23 protein-coding genes are annotated in these 21,993 nt (G+C 32.4%); 13 read left to right on the plus strand and 10 right to left on the minus strand.

What is annotated here, in order from left to right; translation table 11 throughout:
• Nucleotides 1-87: 87 nt before the first annotated feature.
• Entirely contained in the window at nt 88-1,098 is a 1,011-nt protein-coding gene (locus ACVC5O_RS15235) for an NAD-dependent epimerase/dehydratase family protein (RefSeq protein ID WP_452222330.1), read from the plus strand.
• A 3-nt stretch (nt 1,099-1,101) separates the two neighbouring features.
• On the opposite strand, the gene ACVC5O_RS15240 is transcribed toward ACVC5O_RS15235, so the two are convergent.
• The 3 genes from ACVC5O_RS15240 to ACVC5O_RS15250 are packed head-to-tail and all read right to left on the minus strand — an operon-like array spanning nt 1,102 to nt 3,727.
• Nucleotides 1,102-1,596 (minus strand): DUF4296 domain-containing protein, encoded by a 495-nt coding sequence (locus tag ACVC5O_RS15240; protein WP_452222331.1) that lies wholly within the window; start codon nt 1,594-1,596, stop codon nt 1,102-1,104.
• 52 nt (nt 1,597-1,648) lie between these two features.
• Nucleotides 1,649-2,995: a dihydroorotase gene (locus ACVC5O_RS15245; protein WP_452222332.1), complete on the minus strand. Its 1,347-nt coding sequence runs from the start codon at nt 2,993-2,995 to the stop codon at nt 1,649-1,651.
• Nucleotides 2,996-2,998: 3 nt separating this feature from the next.
• Nucleotides 2,999-3,727 (minus strand): polyprenol monophosphomannose synthase, encoded by a 729-nt coding sequence (locus tag ACVC5O_RS15250; protein WP_452222392.1) that lies wholly within the window; start codon nt 3,725-3,727, stop codon nt 2,999-3,001.
• A 108-nt stretch (nt 3,728-3,835) separates the two neighbouring features.
• On the opposite strand from ACVC5O_RS15250, the gene ACVC5O_RS15255 reads away from it, so the two are divergent.
• Together ACVC5O_RS15255 and ACVC5O_RS15260 are read left to right on the plus strand one after the other, a co-directional pair.
• Nucleotides 3,836-4,480 carry a DUF4271 domain-containing protein gene (locus ACVC5O_RS15255; RefSeq protein ID WP_452222333.1) on the plus strand — a complete coding sequence of 215 codons (645 nt, stop codon included), beginning with the start codon at nt 3,836-3,838 and terminating at the stop codon, nt 4,478-4,480.
• A gap of 34 nt (nt 4,481-4,514) precedes the next feature.
• The gene (locus ACVC5O_RS15260) at nt 4,515-5,264 is read left to right on the plus strand and encodes a uroporphyrinogen-III synthase (protein ID WP_452222334.1); all 750 of its coding nucleotides are present in this window, start codon (nt 4,515-4,517) and stop codon (nt 5,262-5,264) included.
• Nucleotides 5,265-5,331: 67 nt separating this feature from the next.
• Here ACVC5O_RS15260 and pckA read toward each other — a convergent pair whose 3' ends face one another.
• Together pckA and ACVC5O_RS15270 are read right to left on the minus strand one after the other, a co-directional pair.
• The gene (pckA, locus tag ACVC5O_RS15265) at nt 5,332-6,948 is read right to left on the minus strand and encodes a phosphoenolpyruvate carboxykinase (ATP) (protein ID WP_452222335.1); all 1,617 of its coding nucleotides are present in this window, start codon (nt 6,946-6,948) and stop codon (nt 5,332-5,334) included.
• A gap of 66 nt (nt 6,949-7,014) precedes the next feature.
• A complete protein-coding gene (locus ACVC5O_RS15270; protein WP_452222336.1) occupies nt 7,015-7,404 on the minus strand; it encodes a DUF423 domain-containing protein in 390 nt (129 codons plus the stop codon).
• An 81-nt stretch (nt 7,405-7,485) separates the two neighbouring features.
• On the opposite strand from ACVC5O_RS15270, the gene ACVC5O_RS15275 reads away from it, so the two are divergent.
• Nucleotides 7,486-8,850 (plus strand): saccharopine dehydrogenase family protein, encoded by a 1,365-nt coding sequence (locus ACVC5O_RS15275; RefSeq protein WP_452222337.1) that lies wholly within the window; start codon nt 7,486-7,488, stop codon nt 8,848-8,850.
• A 188-nt stretch (nt 8,851-9,038) separates the two neighbouring features.
• The gene (locus tag ACVC5O_RS15280; protein WP_452222338.1) at nt 9,039-9,509 is read left to right on the plus strand and encodes an Lrp/AsnC ligand binding domain-containing protein; all 471 of its coding nucleotides are present in this window, start codon (nt 9,039-9,041) and stop codon (nt 9,507-9,509) included.
• Nucleotides 9,510-9,634: 125 nt separating this feature from the next.
• On the opposite strand, the gene ACVC5O_RS15285 is transcribed toward ACVC5O_RS15280, so the two are convergent.
• Together ACVC5O_RS15285 and ACVC5O_RS15290 are read right to left on the minus strand one after the other, a co-directional pair.
• Nucleotides 9,635-10,648, minus strand: a complete 1,014-nt coding sequence (locus tag ACVC5O_RS15285) for a T9SS type A sorting domain-containing protein (RefSeq protein ID WP_452222339.1) — start codon at nt 10,646-10,648, stop codon at nt 9,635-9,637.
• A 69-nt stretch (nt 10,649-10,717) separates the two neighbouring features.
• Nucleotides 10,718-11,260: a phage tail protein gene (locus ACVC5O_RS15290; RefSeq protein ID WP_452222340.1), complete on the minus strand. Its 543-nt coding sequence runs from the start codon at nt 11,258-11,260 to the stop codon at nt 10,718-10,720.
• A 179-nt stretch (nt 11,261-11,439) separates the two neighbouring features.
• On the opposite strand from ACVC5O_RS15290, the gene ACVC5O_RS15295 reads away from it, so the two are divergent.
• The 3 genes from ACVC5O_RS15295 (at nt 11,440) to ACVC5O_RS15305 (ending at nt 13,987) form a co-directional block, all read left to right on the plus strand.
• Nucleotides 11,440-11,883, plus strand: a complete 444-nt coding sequence (locus tag ACVC5O_RS15295; RefSeq protein ID WP_452222341.1) for a hypothetical protein — start codon at nt 11,440-11,442, stop codon at nt 11,881-11,883.
• Nucleotides 11,884-12,528: 645 nt separating this feature from the next.
• Entirely contained in the window at nt 12,529-13,317 is a 789-nt protein-coding gene (locus ACVC5O_RS15300; RefSeq protein ID WP_452222342.1) for a sensor histidine kinase, read from the plus strand.
• A complete protein-coding gene (locus tag ACVC5O_RS15305) occupies nt 13,310-13,987 on the plus strand; it encodes a response regulator (protein ID WP_452222343.1) in 678 nt (225 codons plus the stop codon). The genes ACVC5O_RS15300 and ACVC5O_RS15305 overlap by 8 nt, the downstream gene beginning before the upstream one ends.
• Before the next feature lie 68 nt (nt 13,988-14,055).
• On the opposite strand, the gene ACVC5O_RS15310 is transcribed toward ACVC5O_RS15305, so the two are convergent.
• The 3 genes from ACVC5O_RS15310 to leuS all read right to left on the minus strand — a co-directional run bounded on the left by ACVC5O_RS15310 (nt 14,056) and on the right by leuS (nt 18,712).
• Nucleotides 14,056-14,751 carry a zinc metallopeptidase gene (locus ACVC5O_RS15310; protein WP_452222393.1) on the minus strand — a complete coding sequence of 232 codons (696 nt, stop codon included), beginning with the start codon at nt 14,749-14,751 and terminating at the stop codon, nt 14,056-14,058.
• Between the two features lie 82 nt (nt 14,752-14,833).
• Nucleotides 14,834-15,187 carry a hypothetical protein gene (locus ACVC5O_RS15315; RefSeq protein ID WP_452222344.1) on the minus strand — a complete coding sequence of 118 codons (354 nt, stop codon included), beginning with the start codon at nt 15,185-15,187 and terminating at the stop codon, nt 14,834-14,836.
• Between the two features lie 183 nt (nt 15,188-15,370).
• The gene (gene leuS / locus ACVC5O_RS15320; RefSeq protein WP_452222345.1) at nt 15,371-18,712 is read right to left on the minus strand and encodes a leucine--tRNA ligase; all 3,342 of its coding nucleotides are present in this window, start codon (nt 18,710-18,712) and stop codon (nt 15,371-15,373) included.
• 223 nt (nt 18,713-18,935) lie between these two features.
• Between leuS and ACVC5O_RS15325 the strand changes: the two genes are divergently transcribed.
• From ACVC5O_RS15325 to truB, 5 genes are all read left to right on the plus strand, one after another.
• Nucleotides 18,936-19,811, plus strand: coding sequence for a cell division protein FtsX (locus ACVC5O_RS15325; protein ID WP_452222346.1), 876 nt, complete (start codon nt 18,936-18,938; stop codon nt 19,809-19,811).
• Between the two features lie 140 nt (nt 19,812-19,951).
• Nucleotides 19,952-20,098: a hypothetical protein gene (locus ACVC5O_RS15330; protein ID WP_452222347.1), complete on the plus strand. Its 147-nt coding sequence runs from the start codon at nt 19,952-19,954 to the stop codon at nt 20,096-20,098.
• A 68-nt stretch (nt 20,099-20,166) separates the two neighbouring features.
• Nucleotides 20,167-20,424 (plus strand): DUF3098 domain-containing protein, encoded by a 258-nt coding sequence (locus ACVC5O_RS15335; RefSeq protein ID WP_452222348.1) that lies wholly within the window; start codon nt 20,167-20,169, stop codon nt 20,422-20,424.
• A gap of 58 nt (nt 20,425-20,482) precedes the next feature.
• The gene (uppP, locus tag ACVC5O_RS15340; RefSeq protein WP_452222349.1) at nt 20,483-21,280 is read left to right on the plus strand and encodes an undecaprenyl-diphosphatase UppP; all 798 of its coding nucleotides are present in this window, start codon (nt 20,483-20,485) and stop codon (nt 21,278-21,280) included.
• Between the two features lies 1 nt (nt 21,281).
• Nucleotides 21,282-21,980, plus strand: a complete 699-nt coding sequence (truB, locus tag ACVC5O_RS15345; protein WP_452222350.1) for a tRNA pseudouridine(55) synthase TruB — start codon at nt 21,282-21,284, stop codon at nt 21,978-21,980.
• Nucleotides 21,981-21,993 lie beyond the last annotated feature (13 nt).

Here is a 21,993-nt window from a genome sequence, read left to right on the forward strand (position 1 = left end):
TTTTATTATCTCGCAAAGATATGTTTATCGCGCAAAAGACAAAAGACAATTCTTAAAAAGACTATTTTTGAATAAAGTTAGTATTCTATGATTTTAGTAACAGGCGGAACAGGTTTAGTAGGCTCTCATTTACTCTACACTTTGGTAAGTGATGGCAAAACAGTAAAAGCAACTTACAGAAACGAAGCTAAACTAGCCTCAGTAAAACACGTTTTTTCTTATTATACTGAAGATTACGATGCCTTATTTAAAACTATAATTTGGGTAAAAGCAGAGCTCTCTAATATACCAGATTTAACGGAAGCTTTTAAGGATATTGACTATGTTTACCATTGTGCTGCATTAATTTCTTTTGATCCTAAACGCTACCACAACTTACGAAAAACCAATATAGAAGGTACTGCAAATATTGTAAACCTTAGTTTAGCCTATGGTGTAAAAAAACTATGTTATGTGAGTTCTATTGCTGCTTTAGGCAAAGAATTGGACCATAAATTAATTACCGAAACCACAGCATGGAATCCTGAAAACGATAATAGCGTTTATGCCATTACTAAATATGGTGCAGAAATGGAGGTTTGGCGTGGCACACAAGAAGGTTTGGATGCTGTGATTGTAAATCCAGGAGTTATTATTGGTCCTGGTTATTGGCATACAGGTAGTGGTTACCTTTTTAAATGGGTGTATAAAGGCTTATCGCATTATACCTCAGGAAGCACTGGTTATGTAGATGTTTTAGATGTTGTTGCTATAATGAAACAACTAATGGAAAGTACAATTAAAAACGAGAGCTATATTACTATTGCTGCAAATTGGTCTTTTAAACAATTTACTGAAGCTATTGCTAAATCCCTAAAGGTTTCGCCTCCAAAAAAAGAAGCGGGAAAATTACTTTTACAAATGGCTTGGCGATTAGATTGGCTTAAGCAAAAACTTACAGGAAAAAGCAGAAAACTCACCAAACAAACCGCTAACTCTGCACGTTCTAAAAGCGAATTTGATAATAGTAAAGTAAAAACAGCTTTAAATTATACCTTTATTCCTGTTGAGAAAAGTATAAAAGATACTAGCGCTTTGTTCTTGAAGGATGTTAAATAAGTATTAATTAACTACTGGATTTGGTTTTTGTCTGTTAATAGATTGATCTGGCTTATTTAGCTCTCTTTTTAATTTAATATTATACTTTTTTAAAGAATCTCTTCTTTTTAATTTATTAATTGAGTCTGTAACTCTTTTCTCCTCACTCTCTTTCTCGTCTAGTTCTTTATATATTTTTTTTAGCTTATTCAAACTATCTTTAACTCTAGCATAAATACTCTCATAGGTTTTCACATTATACGCATAATATTCATTACTTAAAGCAAATTGAGTACTGTCTATTTTATGTTTTGTGTACACGTAATGTTTTGGAACTACACCATTTTTTTGTAACGTTTTTTTGTCTAAGCCTTTAGCAGAAGAAAATAAGGACATGTCTAAAATAATAGCAACCATTTTATCTTCTGGTATTAAATTATCTGGAGTGTCTGGTTTATTTACTTTATAGCAAGCCGTAAAACAAAGAGTTACAATTATTAACGTTAAAAAATGTTTCATCTGTTTTTATATGTGTTTGTTTTACTATATACTATTAACACTAATTCCATTTTTAGCGATTAAACGTTAATTGTTTGGCATATTTAGTGTCGTAAAATTTAAAATTTTTATAGGCTAAACCTCCATTTACAAAGGTGTGTGTAATTCGAGATTTAAAGGTTGTGCCTTCAAAAGGTGACCAACCACATTTGTATAATATATTGTCTTTTTTTACAGTCCAAGGGTTATTTAAATCTACTAACACTAAATCTGCATAATACCCTTCCTTTACATAACCACGTTTTTCAATTTCGAATAATATGGCTGGATTGTGGCATAGTTTTTCTACTATTTTTTCAATTGAAATTTTTCCTTTGTGATGCATTTCTAACAATGCTGGTAAAGCGTGTTGCACTAATGGTCCACCAGAAGGTGCTTTTGTGTACACGTTATCCTTTTCTTCTATAGTATGTGGCGCATGGTCTGTAGCAATAACATCTATTTTATCCTCTAGTAATGCTTTTAATAAAGCGTCTCTATCTTTTGGTGTTTTTACAGCAGGATTCCATTTAATTTTTGTGCCTTTCTCCTCGTAGTCTTCACTAGAAAACCACAAGTGATGCACACAAACCTCTGCTGTTATTTTCTTCTCTTTTAATGGAATTCTATTAGTAAATAATTCCATTTCCTTTGCAGTAGATAAATGGAAAACATGCAAACGTGCTCCTGTTTTTTTAGCGAGTTCTATAGCTTGCGATGAGGATATATAACAAGCCTCTTCACTACGAATTATGGGATGAAAATGTACAGGAATATCATCGCCATAACGTTCTTTATAAATTGCTGTGTTTTTTCTTATAGTTGCTTCGTCCTCACAATGTACAGCAATAAGCATATCTGTACTCGAAAATATTTTTTCTAAAACTTCTGGATTATCCACTAACATATTTCCTGTAGATGAGCCTAAAAACAATTTTAAAGCGGCGACTTTGGTTTTGTCAACTTTAAGAATCTCGTCTAAATTATCGTTTGTACCACCAAACATAAATGAGTAGTTGGCATACGCTGTTTTGGCAGCAATATCAAACTTATTGTCCAAAGCTTCGATTGTAGTGGTTTGCGGATTGGTGTTTGGCATTTCTATAAAAGACGTAATACCTCCTGCTATTGCAGCTCTACTTTCTGTTTCTATATTGGCTTTATGTGTTAAACCTGGTTCTCTAAAATGTACTTGGTCGTCTATTGCACCTGGTAAAACATATTGTCCTTCGGCATCAAAAATATGTACATCTGCAGATTTTGCACTAATTGATGGACTTATTTGTTTAATAAACTCCCCTTCAATTAAAATATCTCCATTAAAAATTTCGCCTTCGTTTACAATCTTAGCATTTTTAATTAATGTAATTTTATTTTCCATTTTCTATTTTTCTTTTTTAAAAACACTGTTAAACTTCATTGTAATTACTCCAAATATAGCTTCGGAAATAATATTTGAACTCAGTTTCGACTTCCCTTTTATCCTATCGGTAAACACCACAGGAATTTCAATAATTTTAAATTTTTTAAGATAGGACTTAAATTTCATTTCTATTTGAAACGCATAACCTACAAACTTAATAGCGTCTAAATTTAATGTTTCTAACACTTTTCGTTTATAACATACAAAGCCTGCAGTTGCATCTTTAATTTTCATACCAGTAATTAAGCGCACATAAAACGATGCTCCATACGATAAAATAACTCTGCTTAATGGCCAATTTACGACGTTTACTCCTTTTATATATCTGCTTCCAATAGCTACATCTGCACCATCAATCTTACAGGTATTATACAAACGCTCTAAATCTTTTGGGTTATGTGAAAAATCGGCATCCATCTCAAAAACATACTCATAACTTCGTTTTAAGCACCATTTAAATCCATGTATGTAAGCAGTACCTAATCCTGCTTTTTCCGATCGTACTTCTAAAAACAAACGGTTTTTATATTGCTCTTGTAATACTTCAACTTTTTTATAAGTTTCATCTGGCGAATTATCATCAACTACAAGCACATCGAAAGCTATCGATTGAGAAAATACAGCATGAATAATAGCTTCAATATTTTCTATCTCGTTGTAAGTAGGAATAATTACAATAGCGTCTTGCATCAAATGGCTTATAAAAACAATGCAAATGTACATTTTTATAAACTCTTTTTTTTTAAATATTCCTTAATATTAAGTGTAAACTAAGATAATTTATAATAATTTTATAGCATGCTTAGAGAAGTGGCTTTTAACGATTTTTTTACTCTGCTATTTTTAGTCTGCTTAATAGCATTAGCTGCTGCTAAAACCAAATTCGCAAAGCGTTTTAACGAGTTTATTACCATTTCTATAAACTCCAAGTATTTAAAAAAATATGTAAAAGACCAGAAATTTATTGATGGTTTTGACGCATTACTTTACATAAACACTGTGCTTTCTATTGCCATTTTTTGTTTTTTAATGTTAAAACAACAGTTTTTAGAGTTTAAATCTATCGATATACTAGTATTAAAATTAGCTTTTGCTATTGGTGCTTTTATGTTAATTAAAATTATGTTAGAGCGTTTAATTGCAAGTGTATTTGATATTGATAGTATTGTAGATAAGTACTTATTTCATAAAATGAGTTTTAAAAACTTTTTAGGTTTAGTACTAATGCCTATTAATGCCTTTTTAATTTATAGCATTACTCCATCTACTATTTTAGTGATTGTTTTGGGAGTTATTGTCTTTGCATTTTATTTTTTTGGAATTCTTTCATTTTATAAAGCCAATCAAAGATTAATTAAAAACAACTTGTTTTATTTTATTTTGTATCTTTGCGCACTTGAAATTTCGCCTTATGTTGTACTGTATGAATTTATTACGGTTTAAATATTACAAAAGGCAACTAAATTAAGCTAGTTATATGAAAGTGAAAACGATTTTAGTCTCTCAACCTGAGCCAAAAATAGAAAATTCCCCTTATTTTGATTTACAGGAAAGACAAAAAGTTAAAATTGATTTTAGACCTTTTATCCATGTAGAAGGCGTGCCTTCCAAAGAAATTAGACAGCAAAAAGTTGATTTATCAAATTACACTGCAATTATTTTAACCAGTAGAAATGCTGTAGATCACTTTTTTAGAGTAGCAGAAGAAATGCGTTTTAAAGTACCAGATACCATGAAGTACTTTTGTCAATCTGAAGCTGTAGCTTACTATTTACAGAAATACGTAGTGTACAGAAAACGTAAAATTTATGTTGGTAAGCGTACATTCCCGGAATTATCTCCTTTAATTAAAAAATATAAGGACGAAACGTTTTTATTGCCTACAACAGATAAATTAAAACCAGAAGTTCCTCAAATATTAAATGATTTGGGAGTAACCTGGAAAGAAGCAGTATTTTATAGAACAGTAATTAGTGATTTGTCTGATTTAGCTAATGTGTATTACGATATATTAGTATTTTTTAGTCCATCCGGAATAGAATCTTTATTCCATAATTTCCCAGAGTTTAAACAAAACGATACACGCATTGCTGTGTTTGGCAATACAACCATTAAGGCTGTAGAAGAAAAAGGATTACGTGTAGATATTGCTGCACCAACACCAGAAACACCTTCTATGACTATGGCGCTTAAAAAATATATAGATAAAGTAAATAAAGGTAAATAACATAAAATTTACCTCATAAAAAAAACCGATGCTTGCGCATCGGTTTTTTTGTGTCTAATATTTTCTGTTACTCAGCGTAACGTTGTGGTCCTCCACGTCTAATTTCTTCAGATGCATTGTCTTCAAACTTCGTAAAGTTTTCTCTAAAGGCATTTGCTAATTTAAACGCAGTAGTATAGTATTTTTTATCGTCGTTCCAAGTAGTTCTTGGACTAAGTACTTCTTTTGGCACTCCAGGACATGTTCTTGGTTGTGCTACTCCAAACACAGAGTGTATATGGTAATCGTTATAATTATACAGTCCTAAATCGCCATTTAAAACAGCATTAATCATTGCTCTTGTATATTTAAGTTTCATACGTGTTCCAACACCATAAGGACCTCCTGTCCATCCTGTGTTTACTAACCATACGTTAACTCCAGATTCTTTCATTTTTTTACTTAACATCTCAGCATATTTTGTAGGATGTAAAGGCATAAATGGTGCTCCAAAACATGCAGAAAAAGAAGGTTGTGGTTCTACAACTCCTGCCTCTGTACCTGCAACTTTAGCTGTATAACCAGAAATAAAATGGTAAGCCGCTTGTGCTGGTGTTAATTTAGAGATTGGAGGCAAAACTCCAAATGCATCTGCTGTTAAAAAGAATATGTTTTTTGGGTTTTTACCAATAGAGGGTTGTTGTATATTATCGATGTTATAAATAGGATAACTAACCCTTGTGTTCTGTGTAATTGAAGTGTCTGAAAAATCAACCTCACCTTTATCATTTAAAATAACGTTCTCTAGGATTGCTCCTTTTCTAATCGCTCCATAAATTTCAGGTTCTTGTTCTTGAGATAGGTTTATAACCTTAGCGTAACAACCACCTTCAAAATTAAAAACAGTATTTTCTGCAGTCCAACCATGCTCATCATCACCAATCAAACTCCTTTCAGAATCTGTAGATAATGTTGTTTTTCCTGTTCCAGATAAACCAAAGAAAATTGCTGTATCTCCATCTTTACCAACATTTGCACTACAATGCATTGGTAAAGTGTTTTTATCTACTGGAAGTATAAAGTTTAAAGCAGAAAATATTCCTTTTTTAATTTCGCCAGTATAACCAGTTCCTCCAATTAAGGCTATTTTTTTTGTAAAGTTTAAAATGGCAAAATTATGTTGTCTGGTACCATCAACTTCTGGATTTGCCATAAAACCAGGCGCATTAACTATAGTCCATTCTGCATCAAAGTGCTTAAGCTCCTCCTCTGTAGGACGTAAAAACATATTATAGGCAAACATATTACTCCAAGGATACTCGTTAATAACACGAATATTCAGTTTGTAGTTTTCGTCTGCACAGGCATAACTATCTCTCACAAAAACTTCTTTTTCAGAAAGATAATCTACAACCTTGTCGTATAATTTATCAAAAGCATCTGGTTCAAAAGGAATATTAATATTTCCCCACCATACTTTATCTCCTGTAATCTTATCTTTAACAATAAAACGATCCATTGGAGAACGACCTGTAAACTCACCTGTATTAACAGCTAGAGCTCCAGATGAGGCTTCAACACCTTGTCCTTTTTCTATTGTAATGTTGTGAAGTTCTTCTGGTGATAATTGGTATTTAACTTTGGCATTTTTAATTCCGTAGTGGTCTAGCGAAATCGATTTCGTAGTCTTTGTATGGTTTACCATAATTGTTTGAGTTGTTTTGTCTTGCAAAATTACATATTATTATAAGACTACGCTTAAAAAAAAAGGTTAATTCTTATTATTTTTAACAAAGTTTATTAACAACATCAACCAAGCTACTATTAATAGCAAACCTCCAATTGGAGTTATTAAAGCAATAGATTTAAAATCGAAACTAGACATGCTATTAGTAGCTAAACCATATATAGAACCAGAGAAAAACACAATACCAATTAACACTAAGTAAAAAATTGTTTTTTTTGTTTGTTGAGTGACTTGATTAGACAAACCAACAAATAAAAGCAATAAAGCATGATACATTTGGTATTTAACTCCTGTTTCAAAAGTCTGTATGTTTTCCGCAGTAATAGCGTCTTTTAATCCATGTGCTCCAAAAGCACCTAAAACCACACTCAACAATCCTAAAACTGTTCCTAAAATTAACACCTTTTTGTTCATATAAATTATACGTTTTCGTTTTTATCCCAATCCAATTTTACTACATTCGCAACAATACAAAATTACTCAACAAAAACGATTATGCGAAAGATTTTAGTTATTGGTTCCGGAAAATCCACTTCCTATTTAATAAAATATTTACTAGATAAATCTAAAACCGAAAACCTACACATTACTGTAGGCGATCTCAACATAGAAAATGCCAAAGCCTTACTTGGCAATCATCCCAATGCTACAGCAATAACATTAGATGTTTTTGATGCATCTTCTCGTGTAGAAGCAGTACAAAATGCAGATATTGTAATCTCAATGTTACCAGCACGTTTTCATATAGAAGTTGCAAAAGACTGTGTAACCTACAACAAAAATATGGTTACAGCATCTTACGTTAGTGAACAAATGCAAGCTTTAGATGCAGATGTAAAAGCCAAAGGTTTAGTGTTTATGAATGAGATTGGTGTAGATCCAGGTTTAGACCACATGAGTGCTATGCAAGTTATAGATGGCATTAGAGAAAAAGGTGGTAAAATTATACTTTTCGAATCCTTTACTGGTGGATTAGTGGCTCCAGAAAGCGACACCAATTTATGGAACTATAAATTTACGTGGAACCCTCGTAATGTTGTGGTTGCAGGACAAGGTGGAGCAGCAAAGTTTCTGCAAGAAAACACCTTTAAATATATACCTTATAATAGGTTGTTTAGGCGTACCGAATTTTTAGAAGTCGAAGGTTATGGACGTTTTGAAGGCTATGCCAATAGAGATTCCTTAAAATACCAAAGCGTTTATAAATTAAACGATGTAAAAACGCTATATAGAGGTACAATGCGACGCGTAGGTTTCTCTCGTGCATGGAATGTTTTTGTACAACTTGGCATGACAGACGATAGCTACACCATAGACGACAGCGAAAACATGAGCTATCGCGATTTTGTGAACGCCTTTTTACCATACAGTCCTACAGACTCTGTGGAGCTTAAATTTAGGCATGCCTTAAAAATTGACCAAGACGATATTGTTTGGGATAAGTTTTTGGAGTTAGACATTTTCAACTCTAAAAAAATGGTAGAACTTAAAAAAGCCACACCAGCACAAATTTTACAGAAAATCTTAATGGATAGTTGGACGCTTTCACCAGACGATAAAGACATGATTGTAATGTATCACAAATTTGGCTACGAGTTAGACGGAAAACAACACCAAATAGATGCCACAATGGTAACATTAGGCAAAGACCAAACCTATACAGCAATGGCAAAAACCGTTGGATTACCAGTTGCCATAGCAACTTTAGCCATTTTAAACAACAAAATTACAACACCAGGAGTCCAAATCCCAATAACAAAAGAAGTTTACGAGCCTATACTTAAAGAACTCGAAGATTACGACATTACCTTTAAAGAAACTCACGTTCCTTATTTAGGCTACAACCCATTACATCTTTAAGTTTTTTATAGCGTTTCCCTACTTAGCTTTTTTTAAGAAAGCTAAGTAGCGTCAGGCTGTACGTTATATCTTTTTTTGCCATTTATGGCAGCAAAAAAAGGATGCCACTTCCATCCTTAACGCGAGCTTTTAGTTTCAAATTAAAATCATTTTACTACATTTAAGTTTTTAATTGAAACTATAGTACAATGAAAACTCAAAATAATACCATTATAATCGATGGTATCGATAAAAAAATATTACGAGCCTTAATGGAAGATGCCAGAACCTCAGTTCTGGAAATAGCTAGGCAAGTTGGTATTTCTGGTGCAGCAATACACCAACGCTTACGTAAATTAGAAAAATCTGGTTTAATCGCAGGCTCCAAATTTGTAATTAATCCAAAAGTATTAGGCTATACAACTATGGCATTTGTAGGTATTTATTTAGATAAAGCCATAAGTAATCCGCAAGCAGTAAAACAGCTAAAAAAAATACCAGAAGTATTAGAATGCCATTACACCACAGGAAACTGGAGTATTTTAATAAAAATTCTATGTAAAGATAATGCCGATTTAATGCATTTACTAAACAACGATATTCAGTCTATCGAAGGTGTGTCGCGTACAGAAACCTTTATCTCTTTAGATCAACAAATAGAGCGACAAATTAAAATATAGCTGTCGTGATTTCTTGTTTAATATGAAATATTTTCAAATAAAGTTTTGCAAAAAAACTCAAGACAACGCAAAAGAAACTCCTAAATCACTTTAGGAGTTTTTGTTTTTTAATATAAAACAAATTACTATTCAATAATTAGCTTTTTAGTAACTGTCCCTTTTTTAGATACAATAGATACAAAATATAATCCAGAAGATATTTCCGAAGTTAAGTCTAACGTCACATTAGCAGTTGTTCCCTTAAGGTTAATGGTTTCAATTTTACGACCATTTAGATCTGTAATATGTAACTCTTCAAGGCTAATTCCATTATTTCTAATATTAATTACACCATTAGATGGGTTAGGATATAAAGCCAAAGCGTCTAATTGATTAAAATTAACAGATAGCGTAGTAAACGTAAATCCACTGGCAACCATAGCATCTCCAGCGACTTCTCCAGTACCAGCATTAGAATTCTCACCAGTCCAATTAGCTATATTAGTTATAGCTGTAAGCGCTTCGGCTGGAGTAGCAAAAGTGGTAGGTCCTGTGTACCAAGAATTATCAAACTCACTATTAGGAGTGGCACCAAATGCAAAGGTTATACCTGAGCTAGGCTCCACAGATTCTGTTCCAGAACAGTTACCAGCACATGCAGCAACATCGTCCCAAGACGTGCCATCAAAAAAAGCACTATAAATAAACGTTGGTGCAAATTCAGGTCCAGTATATACAATTGTTTGGTCTCCAGCAGTAGAAACTGCATAACCTGTAGGTGAATTACCATCTGTAATTAAAGGTATATTGCTTGTTCTACCTTGGTTTAATTGGTCTTTAGACACTAAATCAATTACAGTTCCTGCGGTTAAATCAGTTTGCGCTGTAAATATAATTACACCTTCATCTAATTCTAAAGTAGAACCATTATTACTTCCATTCTCAGTAACTTTAAAAGTTGTTCCTGTAGCAATATCTGTTAAGAGTACTAATCCAATTCTATCAATATTAGCTGTAGTTCCTTCTGGTGTTGTGCTTGTTTCCGACAAATGATAAATCACCGCAACATCACCAGAAGCCAATGTAGTTTGAGCATTAGTATTAATGCTAAAAAGTAAAGCACTTATAAAAAATGCTGTTAAATGTAGTTTTGTTTTCATAATATTAAATTTAATGATGAAAATCAAAGGCTATACAAATTTTATAACCTTTGATTATTATTGTTTTTGTTAACTTCTTGACGGAAATACACCTTGCAATGCAATTATGTAATTAACTCCTAAATAAGGGTTTCTTATATTAAAAGCCTGACTTCCTCCTTGTGGTCCAGTATCTCCAGTTATATTTCCTGCTGCCATTGTAGCATCATTAGTATCACTGTTATAAGGCGTTCCAGATGTTGCTAAACCAAGGTTTCTTCCGTTTGGTTCTTCACTATTTCCATCAGACTCATTACAGCCTATACCAAGTCCAGAGCCACTGTGGTTATGATTTGGCATTTCATTAATTGTTAATGTATGAATTTCTGCACCTCCTCTTTGACCTCCTTTAATATTAGAAAGTCCTGGTCCAGTACCTGGATGTATTGGTGCTCTACCTCGTAAGTCTGGCAATGCAAACGTTGTGCGTCCATCACCTCCATAAGTTGTTCCTATTAACGAAAACAATGCTGTGTATTGGCTAATAGCTAATAATTGTCCATCGCATAATGCCCAACCTCGTGGCGCAAAATTCCCTCCGAACATGAGGATTTGTGCAATAAATGGTTCCATAATTTTAAGTTTTTATTGATTAATAACGACTCCAAAACTATTGATTATTAGGATGTTATGTGAGAGTAGATGTACTGAGAATAAAAACAAGTAAAAACACCTGATTTCAAAAATTTATAGTGTTATGTTAAAAATAACTAGTAGCTTTAAGAACTATTAATCAATAAAAACTTAAAATTATGTCAGCAAAAACTATTAAAATGCATGATGCTAAAATTTATGCAAAAAAGTGGCAAAGTGAAAATGGGTTTCATGCAAAAGCATTTCTAATTCCTGTGGATGATTTAATTGCTTGCCTTAAAGAAATGGATGTATTGGCAGAGCAACAAGATGGTCACTACCAAATACAAAATGTTGATGGTGCAGGAATAAGAGCCTATATGGCAATTAAACGCCCAAAAAACGATGTACCAACAGCATTAAGCGAAAAGTTACTAATTGTTGGAACATTAAAGGATAAAGATGGAATACACAGAGACCTTGTGGTAGATGAAGCTATGTCTAACGATTATGATGAAACTTTAGCCGCAAAAATTGCAATGATAGATGGCAGTGGAGTGTATGATTTTACAGAACCTTGCCCAAGCAATTGCGATCCAAACAGTCCTTTATTTAATCCATAAAAATGGAATGAAAGTAATTGACGATGTTCTAAAAAATTTTAGTTTATTATTACTTTTTGTAAACACCGTTTTATATATATTCAGTTATTTAAAAAATAATAAAAACAAAACAATTAAATACTTTGTGACGTATTTAACGCTTACTTTTTGTATTCTAATTGCAAGCTTAATTATTGTGCATTTTTATGAAGAACTTAATATTAAACAAGATAATTTATTTCTATCTCATTACTATTTTATATTTCAGTTTATTTTTTTGTCATTGTTTTATAATCAGCTCTTTAATAAAAAGCAAAAAACATATTTAAAAGCAATTAGTGTTGTAGTAGTCTTAATTTTAATAATACAGTACGCTACAAATCCTAACTTATATTACAAGTTTAATCTGTTAGAAATTTTTATCACTTCGTTTCCACTAGTTATATATTCTATTTTTCACTTATATAACTCGTTAAGCAAACCTGGAAAGTTTATGTATATAAATGCTGGAGTGCTTATTTACCTATCAATAAGTACTCTAATTTTTATATTAGGAAATTTATTAAACACTGTAGATAGGTCATTGTCTAAAGATATCTGGTTTTTAAATAGACTGTTTTATATTGGCTATTTGGTACTGATTTTAATTGAATGGAAAAAGAGTTTATGGAAAACGATAAATTAATTATACAAGCTTTAGTTTATGGTATCATTTTTTTAGTTTTAGTAACTACAGGGTTGATCTTGTTTTTTCACTATTCAAGACAAAAAATAGTACAAAAAGAACTTGAAAAAGCAGCTTTAAAATTGGAGAATCAGCAAAAAATATTGCAGACCTCAATTGCTATTCAAGAAGTTGAACGTAAACGAATTGCACAAGATTTGCATGATGCTATTAGCTCTAAACTCAATATTGTAAGTTTATCTACTAATGTTCTTTTGGATGATGACTCTTTAAATGAAAAACAAAAAACATCGTTAAAACAAATATTGGACATCACATCGACTACTTTAGAAAGTTCTCGGAAAATCGCACATGATTTAATGCCTCCAATTTTAGAAAAATTTGGACTTAAAGTTGCTTTAGAAGAGTTGTTTGAAGATATTTCGTCGCATACAAAAATTGATATTGAACATAATACCGAAGACCTTTTAAAACTTTCTAAAACAAATCAGCTTCATGTGTTTAGAATTTTTCAAGAATTAATAAATAATTCTATTAGACACGGAAAAGCTAATGAAATAGCTGTGTATATGGAACAAAAACCTAATGGCTTTAGTCTTCAATATCAAGATAATGGTATTGGTTTTAAAGTGAGTGAGATTGAAAAGAAATCTGGTATAGGTTTACAGAATATTAAAAGTCGAGTTCAGATTTTAAATGGCACATTAAAAATGGAAAGCACCAAAAATACTGGTAGTGTTTTTATAATACATTGTAACTATCATGAATAAAATTAATATAGTATTGGCAGACGACGAGCAATTGTTTCTTCAAGGTCTTAAAGCTATTTTAGGTAATGAAGAGCATATAAACATTCTTTTTGATGCCAAGGATGGAGACCATTTAATTTCACAATTACGCGAAGCAGAGGTATTACCAGAAATAGTGGTTACAGACCTAAAAATGCCTGGTTTAAATGGCGTGGAAGTCACAAAAATTATAAGAAAAGAATTCCCTAAAATAAAAGTAATTGCACTTACAAGTTATTTTAGCAAACCATTTATTTTAAATATGATATCCATTGGAGCTGTTGCCTATTTGGCTAAAAACAGCACACCAAAATTGATGCTTAAAACTATAGAGGAAGTGGCTAAAAAAGGGTTTTATTACGATGGTAAAGTAATGCAATATGTACATGAAAGCGTTACTAATCCAAAAGAAAAAAAAACAAAATCTACATTCGATACTAATTATTTTACCAAACGAGAATTAGAAGTATTAGAGCTTATTTGCAAACAATGTACAACTAACGATATTGGCGAGAAGCTATTTATTAGTCCACGTACTGTAGAAGGTCATCGCAATAATTTGCTTTTAAAAACGGAAGCAAAAAATGTTGCTGGCTTAGTTATTTATGCTTTAAAGAATAAATTAGTTTCTTTGGATAATAATTCATTTTAACAAAAAAAGCATCACTTGTTTACAAATGATGCTTTTATATTTTTATGTAAATTTTAATCTCTACACTTTTAATCTCTTCCTCCAAAAACTTGCATTGCCCAATACAATAACGAAGCTAATGCTCCAATTGCAGCAACTAAGTACGTACGTGCTGCCCATTTAAGAGCATCTTCCGAGCCTTTATATTCTTCTGGAGTAACAATATTTTTGTTTTTTAACCAAGCTAAAGCTCTGTTACTCGCGTCGTATTCTACAGGTAGTGTTACAAAACTAAAAATAGTTGCAAAACCCATCATCACTAAACCAGCTACAGATACCCAATAACCTAATCCCAAACCTGCTCCTGCTGCCAACATTAATCCTCCAATTACAAGCCATTGCGACATGCTAGAAGTTACACTCACTACAGGTACTAATTTAGAACGCATAGTTAACCATTGGTAGGCTTGCGCGTGTTGTACTGCATGACCAACTTCGTGTGCTGCGACTGCTGCTGCTGCTGCATTACGCTGGTTATAAACAGCTTCACTTAAATTTACAGTTTTATTTGTTGGATTATAATGGTCTGTTAAACGACCAGGTGTCGAAATGACTTCGACATCTCTAATACCATTATCAGACAGCATTTTCTCTGCTATTTCTGCGCCACTCATTCCGTTGCGCAATTGCACTTTAGAGTAGTAGGCAAATTTTCTTTTTAATTTGTTACTTACTAACCAGCTTACTAATCCAATAGCACCAATTAATATATAATAACCCATCATTCCTTGCATAATATTATGTTTTAAATTACTAGTGTAAATATAGCAAAAAGTAAGCCAATTTTTACAAGCGAAATTTTGTCAGTTATTTATAAGTATTAATTACGCTACTTACCTTTTCGTTGTCAAAAGTTATAATTAGCGTTTCCATCTTTTGTTCAAAAAAACTTGGTGTTTTCCCTAAGTTATACGACACGTATTCCTTACCATTTAAGGTAGAGGTTTCCGAAGGCCCTAATAATTGAATTACTTCTGTTTTTGTTTTCCCAAAAAGTAGTTTGTTTTCAATAATAGCATTCGACATTTTATAACGTGTTTGCGGATTCGCATTCCATTCGTTAATATCGAATTCTTTTTCGTTAGCGTCTATGAGGAAATAGCTTATTGCTATGGCTAAAGCGAATACTCCTGCTATTATTTTTAGTTTTTTACCCAACATGACAATATTATATTTTTTATCTTTTTAACAAAGCATATTTCACTTCTAGTGATTTGTAAAATTATATTTTGAATAAAAACTATTAAACACAACTTAAACAAATTCTGTTGAGAAGCAATTATTGGTTCTCGATACAAAATTCTTAAAAAAGAATTTTACTCGAACTGACGTTATTTTTACTAACTATCCTACTATGTTTACAATTTTACCAGGTACTACAATCACTTTTTTAGGTGTTCTTCCATCCAATTGCGCAATGGTTTTCTGGTGTGCCATTACTGTTTTTTCAATTTCGTCTTTAGATAAATCCATTGGTAACTCTAAGGTAAAACGCATTTTCCCATTAAACGAAATTGGATAATTTTTACTGCTTTCTACTAAATAACTCGCATCAAATTTAGGGAAAGACACAGTTGAAATTGAACCTGTATTACCTAATTTGCTGTATAATTCTTCAGCAATATGTGGTGCATAAGGTGACAGTAACACCAACAAAGGCTCTAGCACTTCTCTACTTGTACATTTTTGCGCAGTAAGCTCATTAACAGCAATCATAAAGGTAGATACAGAGGTGTTAAATGAGAAATTCTCTATATCTTCTTCAACCTTTTTTATGGTTTTGTGTAATGTTTTTAAAGCCTCTCCTAGCCTCTCCGAAGGAGAGGAACTCTCACTCGACACGTAAAAACTTCCGTTCTCTCCTTGATGATACAATTTCCATAGTTTTTTAAGAAAACCATGAACACCTGTAATTCCTGCAGTATTCCATGGTTTTGCCTGCTCTAAAGGACCAAGAAACATTTCGTATAATCGTAAACTATCTGCTCCATATTCTTTTACAATGTTATCTGGATTAACGACGTTGTATTTGGATTTGGACATTTTTTCGACTTCGCGACCTACTTTATAAACACCATCTTCTAAAATAAATTCTGCATCTTTAAAATCTTCACCAAACTCACTATCATTTTTTAATCCTTCAATATCTAATTCATTAGAAGCATTAACATATTGTACTTTAACGTGAATAGGAACTACCTTTTTATCTTTAATTAAACCATGAGAAAGATATGTATTTGTTCCATTTTCTCTATAAACAAAAGCACTAGTTCCAAGGATCATCCCTTGATTAATCAACTTTTTAAAAGGCTCATCTACACCAACAAATTCTCTATCTTTTAAAAACTTTGTCCAAAAACGTGCATATAGTAAATGTCCTGTAGCGTGTTCGCTTCCACCAATATACAAGTCCACGTTTTCCCAATAGTCTAGTGCGTCTTTGCTTGCAAAAGCTTCATCTCTATTGGCTTTTTCTTCCATATAACGAAAGAAGTACCACGAACTTCCTGCCCAACCAGGCATGGTGTTGAGTTCTAGAGGGTAAACTCCGTTATGAGATTCTTCGCTTTGCTCTGAATGACAAAGAGCGTTAGAGACTACTTTATTGTTTTTTGTATCCCAAGCCCAAACATCTGCACGACCTAAAGGTGGTTCGCCAGTTTCGGTTGGTAAATATTTTTCTACTTCCGGAAGTTTAATTGGCAGATGTTCTTTATCAATCATTTTAGGCATTCCATTAACGTAATATACTGGGAATGGTTCTCCCCAAAAACGTTGTCTGCTAAACACGGCATCACGCAATCTGTAGTTGGTTTTTCCTTCGCCTTGACCTAATTGCTCCAACTCGTAAATAGCACGTTTGCTTGCTTTTTTGTAATTCATTCCGTTAAGGAAATCGCTATTTGCAATTTTTACGTTGTCTTTAGAGGCGAAAGCTTCTTCACTAATATCCACACCTTCAAAAATATTAGGAATTGGAATATTAAAATGTTTTGCAAAATCGTAGTCGCGTTGGTCACCACATGGTACAGACATTACTGCTCCTGTTCCGTAGCCTGCTAGCACGTAATCTCCAATCCATATTGGAATTGGTTCTTTAGAAAAAGGATGCTCTGCATAAGCACCTGTAAAAACACCAGAAATGGTTTTTACATCTGCCATTCGATCGCGTTCGCTTCGTTTTGCAGTGGCTTTAATGTAGGCTTCTACTTCTTCTTTTTGCTCTGGAGTTGTTATTTTTTGTACTAACTCGTGTTCTGGAGCAAGAGTCATAAAACTCACTCCAAAAATGGTGTCTGGACGTGTTGTGAAGACTTCTATTTCCCATCCTAAATCCTTCCCAGAAGGAAGGACTTGCTTACTCGAACTATAATCACTCTTTTCTTTATTTTTTTTAATTGATTCTCTTTCTGTTAATTCTTCTGAAATTTTACTTAAAACAGTATCAATATCTCCTAAAACTTCTTCGTTTTTAAATCGAATAACTTTGTAGTTATCATTCTCTAACTGTTGTGTTCTTAAAGTATCTTCTTCAATTTGAGAATCATGAATTTTACCATCAACTTCAACTATTAATTTTTTATCTAGACAAACAAAATCAACTATAAAGTCTCCTATTAAATGTTGTTGCCTGAATTTTACATCTAATTTTTTCCCTCTTAAAGCAGACCAAAGCGCAGCTTCTGCTTGAGTTGGTTTTGCACGCATTTCTTTTGCTCGTTCAAGCAATAGATGAGAATTATTTCCACCAGTCATATAACCATGTCGGATATCAGAATCAGATTTCTCTTTCCCTTTGGGAAAGGATAAGATAGGGAATCTAACACTTGCTCCAACCGATTTTCCTATCCAATTACGTTGACTTTCTTTAAGTGACTCTGTCCAATCAATCGTATCTAAACCTTGTAAAAGCCGTTCTGCATAGGCAGAAATTCGCATAGACCATTGTGTCATTTTTTTACGCACAACAGGATGTCCACCACGTTCTGAAACGCCGTTTACAATCTCGTCGTTTGCTAAAACAGTTCCTAAAGCCGGACACCAATTTACTTCAGTTTCCGCTAAGTAAGTTAGTCTGTATTTAAGTAATATTTCTTGTTGTTTTTTTTCTGAAAATTGTTTCCATTCTTCAGCAGAAAACGCTTCTATATTATCATCACAAGCGACGTTTGTGTCTTTATTTCCGTTAATGGTAAACACATAGATTAATTCTTTTATATGCTTCGCTTTATTATCGTTAAAACAATAATACGACTCAAATAATTGAATAAAAATCCACTGCGTCCATTTGTAATATTCTGGACTTGAAGTACGCACTTCGCGACTCCAATCGAATGAAAAACCAATTTTATCTAACTGATTTCTATATGTTTTTATATTGGTTTCTGTAGTAATTGCAGGATGCTGCCCTGTTTGTATTGCATACTGCTCTGCTGGTAAACCAAAACTATCGTAACCTTGTGGATGCAGTACATTAAATCCTTTATGGCGTTTGTAACGTGCATAAATATCACTAGCAATGTAGCCTAACGGATGACCAACGTGTAATCCAGCTCCAGAGGGATAAGGAAACATATCCAAAACGTAATATTTTGGTTTGTCGCTGTTATTGGTTGCTTTAAATGTTTGGTTTTCTGCCCAATATTTTTGCCATTTGGCTTCTATGTCGTTAAAATGGTATTGCATGAAATAATATATAAGTCGTTGCGAATTACACTTTATAAAATATTGATTGACAATATGTTAAACTTGTGCTACAGTAATGAGATTACTACGTCACTGTGCTCCTCGTAATGACATTTAAAAAGGCAAATTTAAACTTATTATAACAATGTTGAAAGTTTAAACGTTCTAAACCCTAAGCAAATCAATTTCTTTTATATTTTTACATAAATAATTAAAATAATTTATGAGTTCTTCTTTTGAAACCTATCAAAAACGAAAATTAGTTTCTTCTTATTTTTCTGTAGTATTAAGTATTGCTTTAGTCTTATTTTTATTAGGCTTGTTAGGTCTCTTGGTTTTAAATGCTAAAAAAGTTGCCGATCATTTTAAGGAGCAGGTTACAGTAACCATTTACTTAAAAGATACTGCTAAAGATGTTGAAATTAAACAACTTGAAAAAAGCTTGAAGATGTCTGAATACGTAAAATCTACAGAATACGTCTCTAAAGAACAGGCTGCAGAATTTATGAAAGCTGAAAATGGTGAGGATTTTATGGAGTTTTTAGGGTATAATCCTTTAAAAAACTCAATGGATGTAAACCTAAAAGCAGATTTTGTAACTTCTAATCAATTACAAGCAATTGCTGAAGAAGCATTATCTAAAAATTTTGTAGATGAAGTTAATTACGATAACGACCTTGTAAAACTTATGAATAACAACGTTAAAAAAATAAGTATTTGGGTATTAATATTAAGCTCCATTTTTACATTAATTGCTGTGTTATTAATAAATAGTTCTATTCGATTGGCTGTTTATGCTAAGCGTTTTACCATTAAAACCATGCAAATGGTTGGTGCTACAAAACGATTTATTCGCAGACCTTTTGTCTGGAAAAGTGTACGTTTAGGGATTATTGGCGCTGCTTTAGCCTTAATTGCATTAGCAATAGTGTTATATTATGTTAATCGCATGTTCCCAGAACTTGAATTAATGCGAAATCCTATTTTAATTGGCAGTTTATTCTTTGTTATTTTTGCTTTAGGCATTGTAATTACATGGATTAGCACACATTTTGCTACACAACGTTTTTTGAATTTAAAGACAGACCAGCTGTATTAAAAACTTCACAATTAACATCTTTTAACGTATCTCTTAACAATATTTAGGAGTAATAGCTGTTATATTTACAATAATAAAAATTATAAAATACTGACTATACCATTACTTTAAATACAGTTTAATTTTAAAACTAGAACGTTATGAGACGAATAACATTTGCAATTTTAGGTATAGTGACCATTGCCATATTTTCTTTTACAACTAAAAAGTATTTTAGTGATAAAAACACAAAAGATGAAAAAGTAACTATGGTTAAACCACAAACTTTAAAAAAAATTTATCAATAATTAATTGATCTTCTTTTTAAGAAGACTATTTTTTGACTAAATTTGACCTCAATTAATTTAACTACATTTTGGGAGAACAAAAACGTAAGAAACAAGCAAGTAGCACATTTATATTTGGTAAAAAAAATTATAAATTTATGGCTATTGGACTTGGTGTGATTGCACTAGGCTTTATTTTAATGTCTGGTGGAGGAAGCGACGATCCTAATGTTTTTAACCCAGAAATCTTTCATTGGAGACGTATAAGACTTGCTCCTACATTAGTACTTATTGGATTTGGAATACAAATCTATGCTATATTACTAAATCCAAATAAAACCTCTTAAGTTTTAAATTTTAGAACTTATTTAGCGATTGCTACTTCTAATTTAATATTTTTGCCAAATGGATATATTAGATGCAATCATTCTTGGTATTATACAAGGCCTTACCGAGTTTTTACCAGTTTCTTCTAGTGGACATTTAGAATTAGGAAAAGCCATATTAGGCGATAATTCTGTGCCTGAAGAGAGTTTACTATTTACAGTCGTACTGCATTTTGCTACAGCTTTAAGTACTATAGTTGTATTTAGAAAAGACATTGTAGAAATTATAAAAGGTTTTTTTGCTGCTAAATGGAATGAGGAAACCAAGTTTATTTCTAAAATCGCACTCTCAATGGTACCAGCAGCTTTTGTTGGTTTGTTTTTTGAAGACCAATTAGAACAACTCTTTGGTGGTAACATCTTTCTTGTAGGCTGTATGCTTATTGTAACTGCTGTATTATTATTTTTTGCAGATAAAGCGAAAAACACCAATAAAAACGTCACTTTTAAAGATGCCTTCATCATTGGTATTTCTCAAGCCATAGCAATGCTTCCTGGTATCTCTAGAAGTGGAGCAACTATTTCAACCTCAGTATTATTAGGTAACGACAAAACAAAAGCTGCACGCTTTTCTTTTTTAATGGTCGTCCCTTTAATTTTTGGGAAAATTGCCAAAGACGTATTTAGTGGAGATCTTAATTTAGAGAGCCAAAACATCACAGCATTATCTGTTGGTTTTATTGCTGCATTTATTTCTGGCTTATTTGCCTGTACTTGGATGATTGCTTTGGTTAAAAAAAGTAAACTCTCCTATTTTGCTATCTATTGCGCAATAGTTGGAGTCATTGCCATAATTTTTGCGCTATTAAATTCTTAAAATGAACACTTTAGAAGACTACCAATCTGGTCAAGTTTTATTAATAGACAAGCCTTTAAATTGGACTAGTTTTCAGGTGGTGAATAAACTGCGTTGGGAAATCAGGCAAACCTTTGGGATTAAAAAAATTAAAGTTGGTCATGCTGGCACTTTAGACCCTTTAGCAACGGGACTTTTGGTAATTTGCACAGGTAAAATGACGAAGCAAATTAATACGTTCCAAGCACAAATAAAAGAATATACAGGAACTATTGTTTTAGGAAGCTCTACACCTTCATTTGATTTGGAGACTGAAATAAACGAAACTTTTAAAACATCTCATATTACTGAAGCTTTAATTAAAGACACAACCAAGCAATTTATTGGCGAAATTTCTCAGTATCCACCAGTATTTTCAGCTATAAAAAAAGGAGGTAAACGCTTGTATGAGTTTGCCAGAGCAGGAGAAACTGTAGAAATAAAACCGAGAACTATTACAATTCAGGAATTTGAAATCACTAAAATTGAAGGCCTAACTATTGATTTTAGAGTAGTTTGTAGTAAAGGCACTTATATTCGCTCTTTGGCTAGCGATTTTGGAAAAGCCATGCAATCTGGTAGTCATTTAGCTGCTTTACGACGCACAAAAATTGGAGATTTTAATGTAAATAATGCGCTTTCTATAGAAGAATTTATACACACTTTACCATCTAAAGCGTAAATTAATTTCCCTA

This window comes from Lacinutrix salivirga (genome assembly GCF_053604675.1).

Bases quoted from the DNA above. Each gene is read 5' to 3' on its own strand.
- ACVC5O_RS15285 (WP_452222339.1), bottom strand. From the start codon at position 10,648: ATGAAAACAAAACTACATTTAACAGCATTTTTTATAAGTGCTTTACTT.
- ACVC5O_RS15250 (WP_452222392.1), bottom strand. From the start codon at position 3,727: ATGCAAGACGCTATTGTAATTATTCCTACTTACAACGAGATAGAAAAT.
- ACVC5O_RS15325 (WP_452222346.1), top strand. From the start codon at position 18,936: ATGAGTTCTTCTTTTGAAACCTATCAAAAACGAAAATTAGTTTCTTCT.
- uppP (WP_452222349.1), top strand. From the start codon at position 20,483: ATGGATATATTAGATGCAATCATTCTTGGTATTATACAAGGCCTTACC.
- leuS (WP_452222345.1), bottom strand. From the start codon at position 18,712: ATGCAATACCATTTTAACGACATAGAAGCCAAATGGCAAAAATATTGG.
- ACVC5O_RS15310 (WP_452222393.1), bottom strand. From the start codon at position 14,751: ATGATGGGTTATTATATATTAATTGGTGCTATTGGATTAGTAAGCTGG.
- ACVC5O_RS15290 (WP_452222340.1), bottom strand. From the start codon at position 11,260: ATGGAACCATTTATTGCACAAATCCTCATGTTCGGAGGGAATTTTGCG.
- ACVC5O_RS15275 (WP_452222337.1), top strand. From the start codon at position 7,486: ATGCGAAAGATTTTAGTTATTGGTTCCGGAAAATCCACTTCCTATTTA.
- ACVC5O_RS15260 (WP_452222334.1), top strand. From the start codon at position 4,515: ATGAAAGTGAAAACGATTTTAGTCTCTCAACCTGAGCCAAAAATAGAA.
- ACVC5O_RS15235 (WP_452222330.1), top strand. From the start codon at position 88: ATGATTTTAGTAACAGGCGGAACAGGTTTAGTAGGCTCTCATTTACTC.
- ACVC5O_RS15255 (WP_452222333.1), top strand. From the start codon at position 3,836: ATGCTTAGAGAAGTGGCTTTTAACGATTTTTTTACTCTGCTATTTTTA.
- ACVC5O_RS15330 (WP_452222347.1), top strand. From the start codon at position 19,952: ATGAGACGAATAACATTTGCAATTTTAGGTATAGTGACCATTGCCATA.
- ACVC5O_RS15300 (WP_452222342.1), top strand. From the start codon at position 12,529: ATGGAAAACGATAAATTAATTATACAAGCTTTAGTTTATGGTATCATT.
- ACVC5O_RS15315 (WP_452222344.1), bottom strand. From the start codon at position 15,187: ATGTTGGGTAAAAAACTAAAAATAATAGCAGGAGTATTCGCTTTAGCC.
- ACVC5O_RS15280 (WP_452222338.1), top strand. From the start codon at position 9,039: ATGAAAACTCAAAATAATACCATTATAATCGATGGTATCGATAAAAAA.
- pckA (WP_452222335.1), bottom strand. From the start codon at position 6,948: ATGGTAAACCATACAAAGACTACGAAATCGATTTCGCTAGACCACTAC.
- ACVC5O_RS15240 (WP_452222331.1), bottom strand. From the start codon at position 1,596: ATGAAACATTTTTTAACGTTAATAATTGTAACTCTTTGTTTTACGGCT.
- ACVC5O_RS15245 (WP_452222332.1), bottom strand. From the start codon at position 2,995: ATGGAAAATAAAATTACATTAATTAAAAATGCTAAGATTGTAAACGAA.
- truB (WP_452222350.1), top strand. From the start codon at position 21,282: ATGAACACTTTAGAAGACTACCAATCTGGTCAAGTTTTATTAATAGAC.
- ACVC5O_RS15305 (WP_452222343.1), top strand. From the start codon at position 13,310: ATGAATAAAATTAATATAGTATTGGCAGACGACGAGCAATTGTTTCTT.
- ACVC5O_RS15270 (WP_452222336.1), bottom strand. From the start codon at position 7,404: ATGAACAAAAAGGTGTTAATTTTAGGAACAGTTTTAGGATTGTTGAGT.
- ACVC5O_RS15295 (WP_452222341.1), top strand. From the start codon at position 11,440: ATGTCAGCAAAAACTATTAAAATGCATGATGCTAAAATTTATGCAAAA.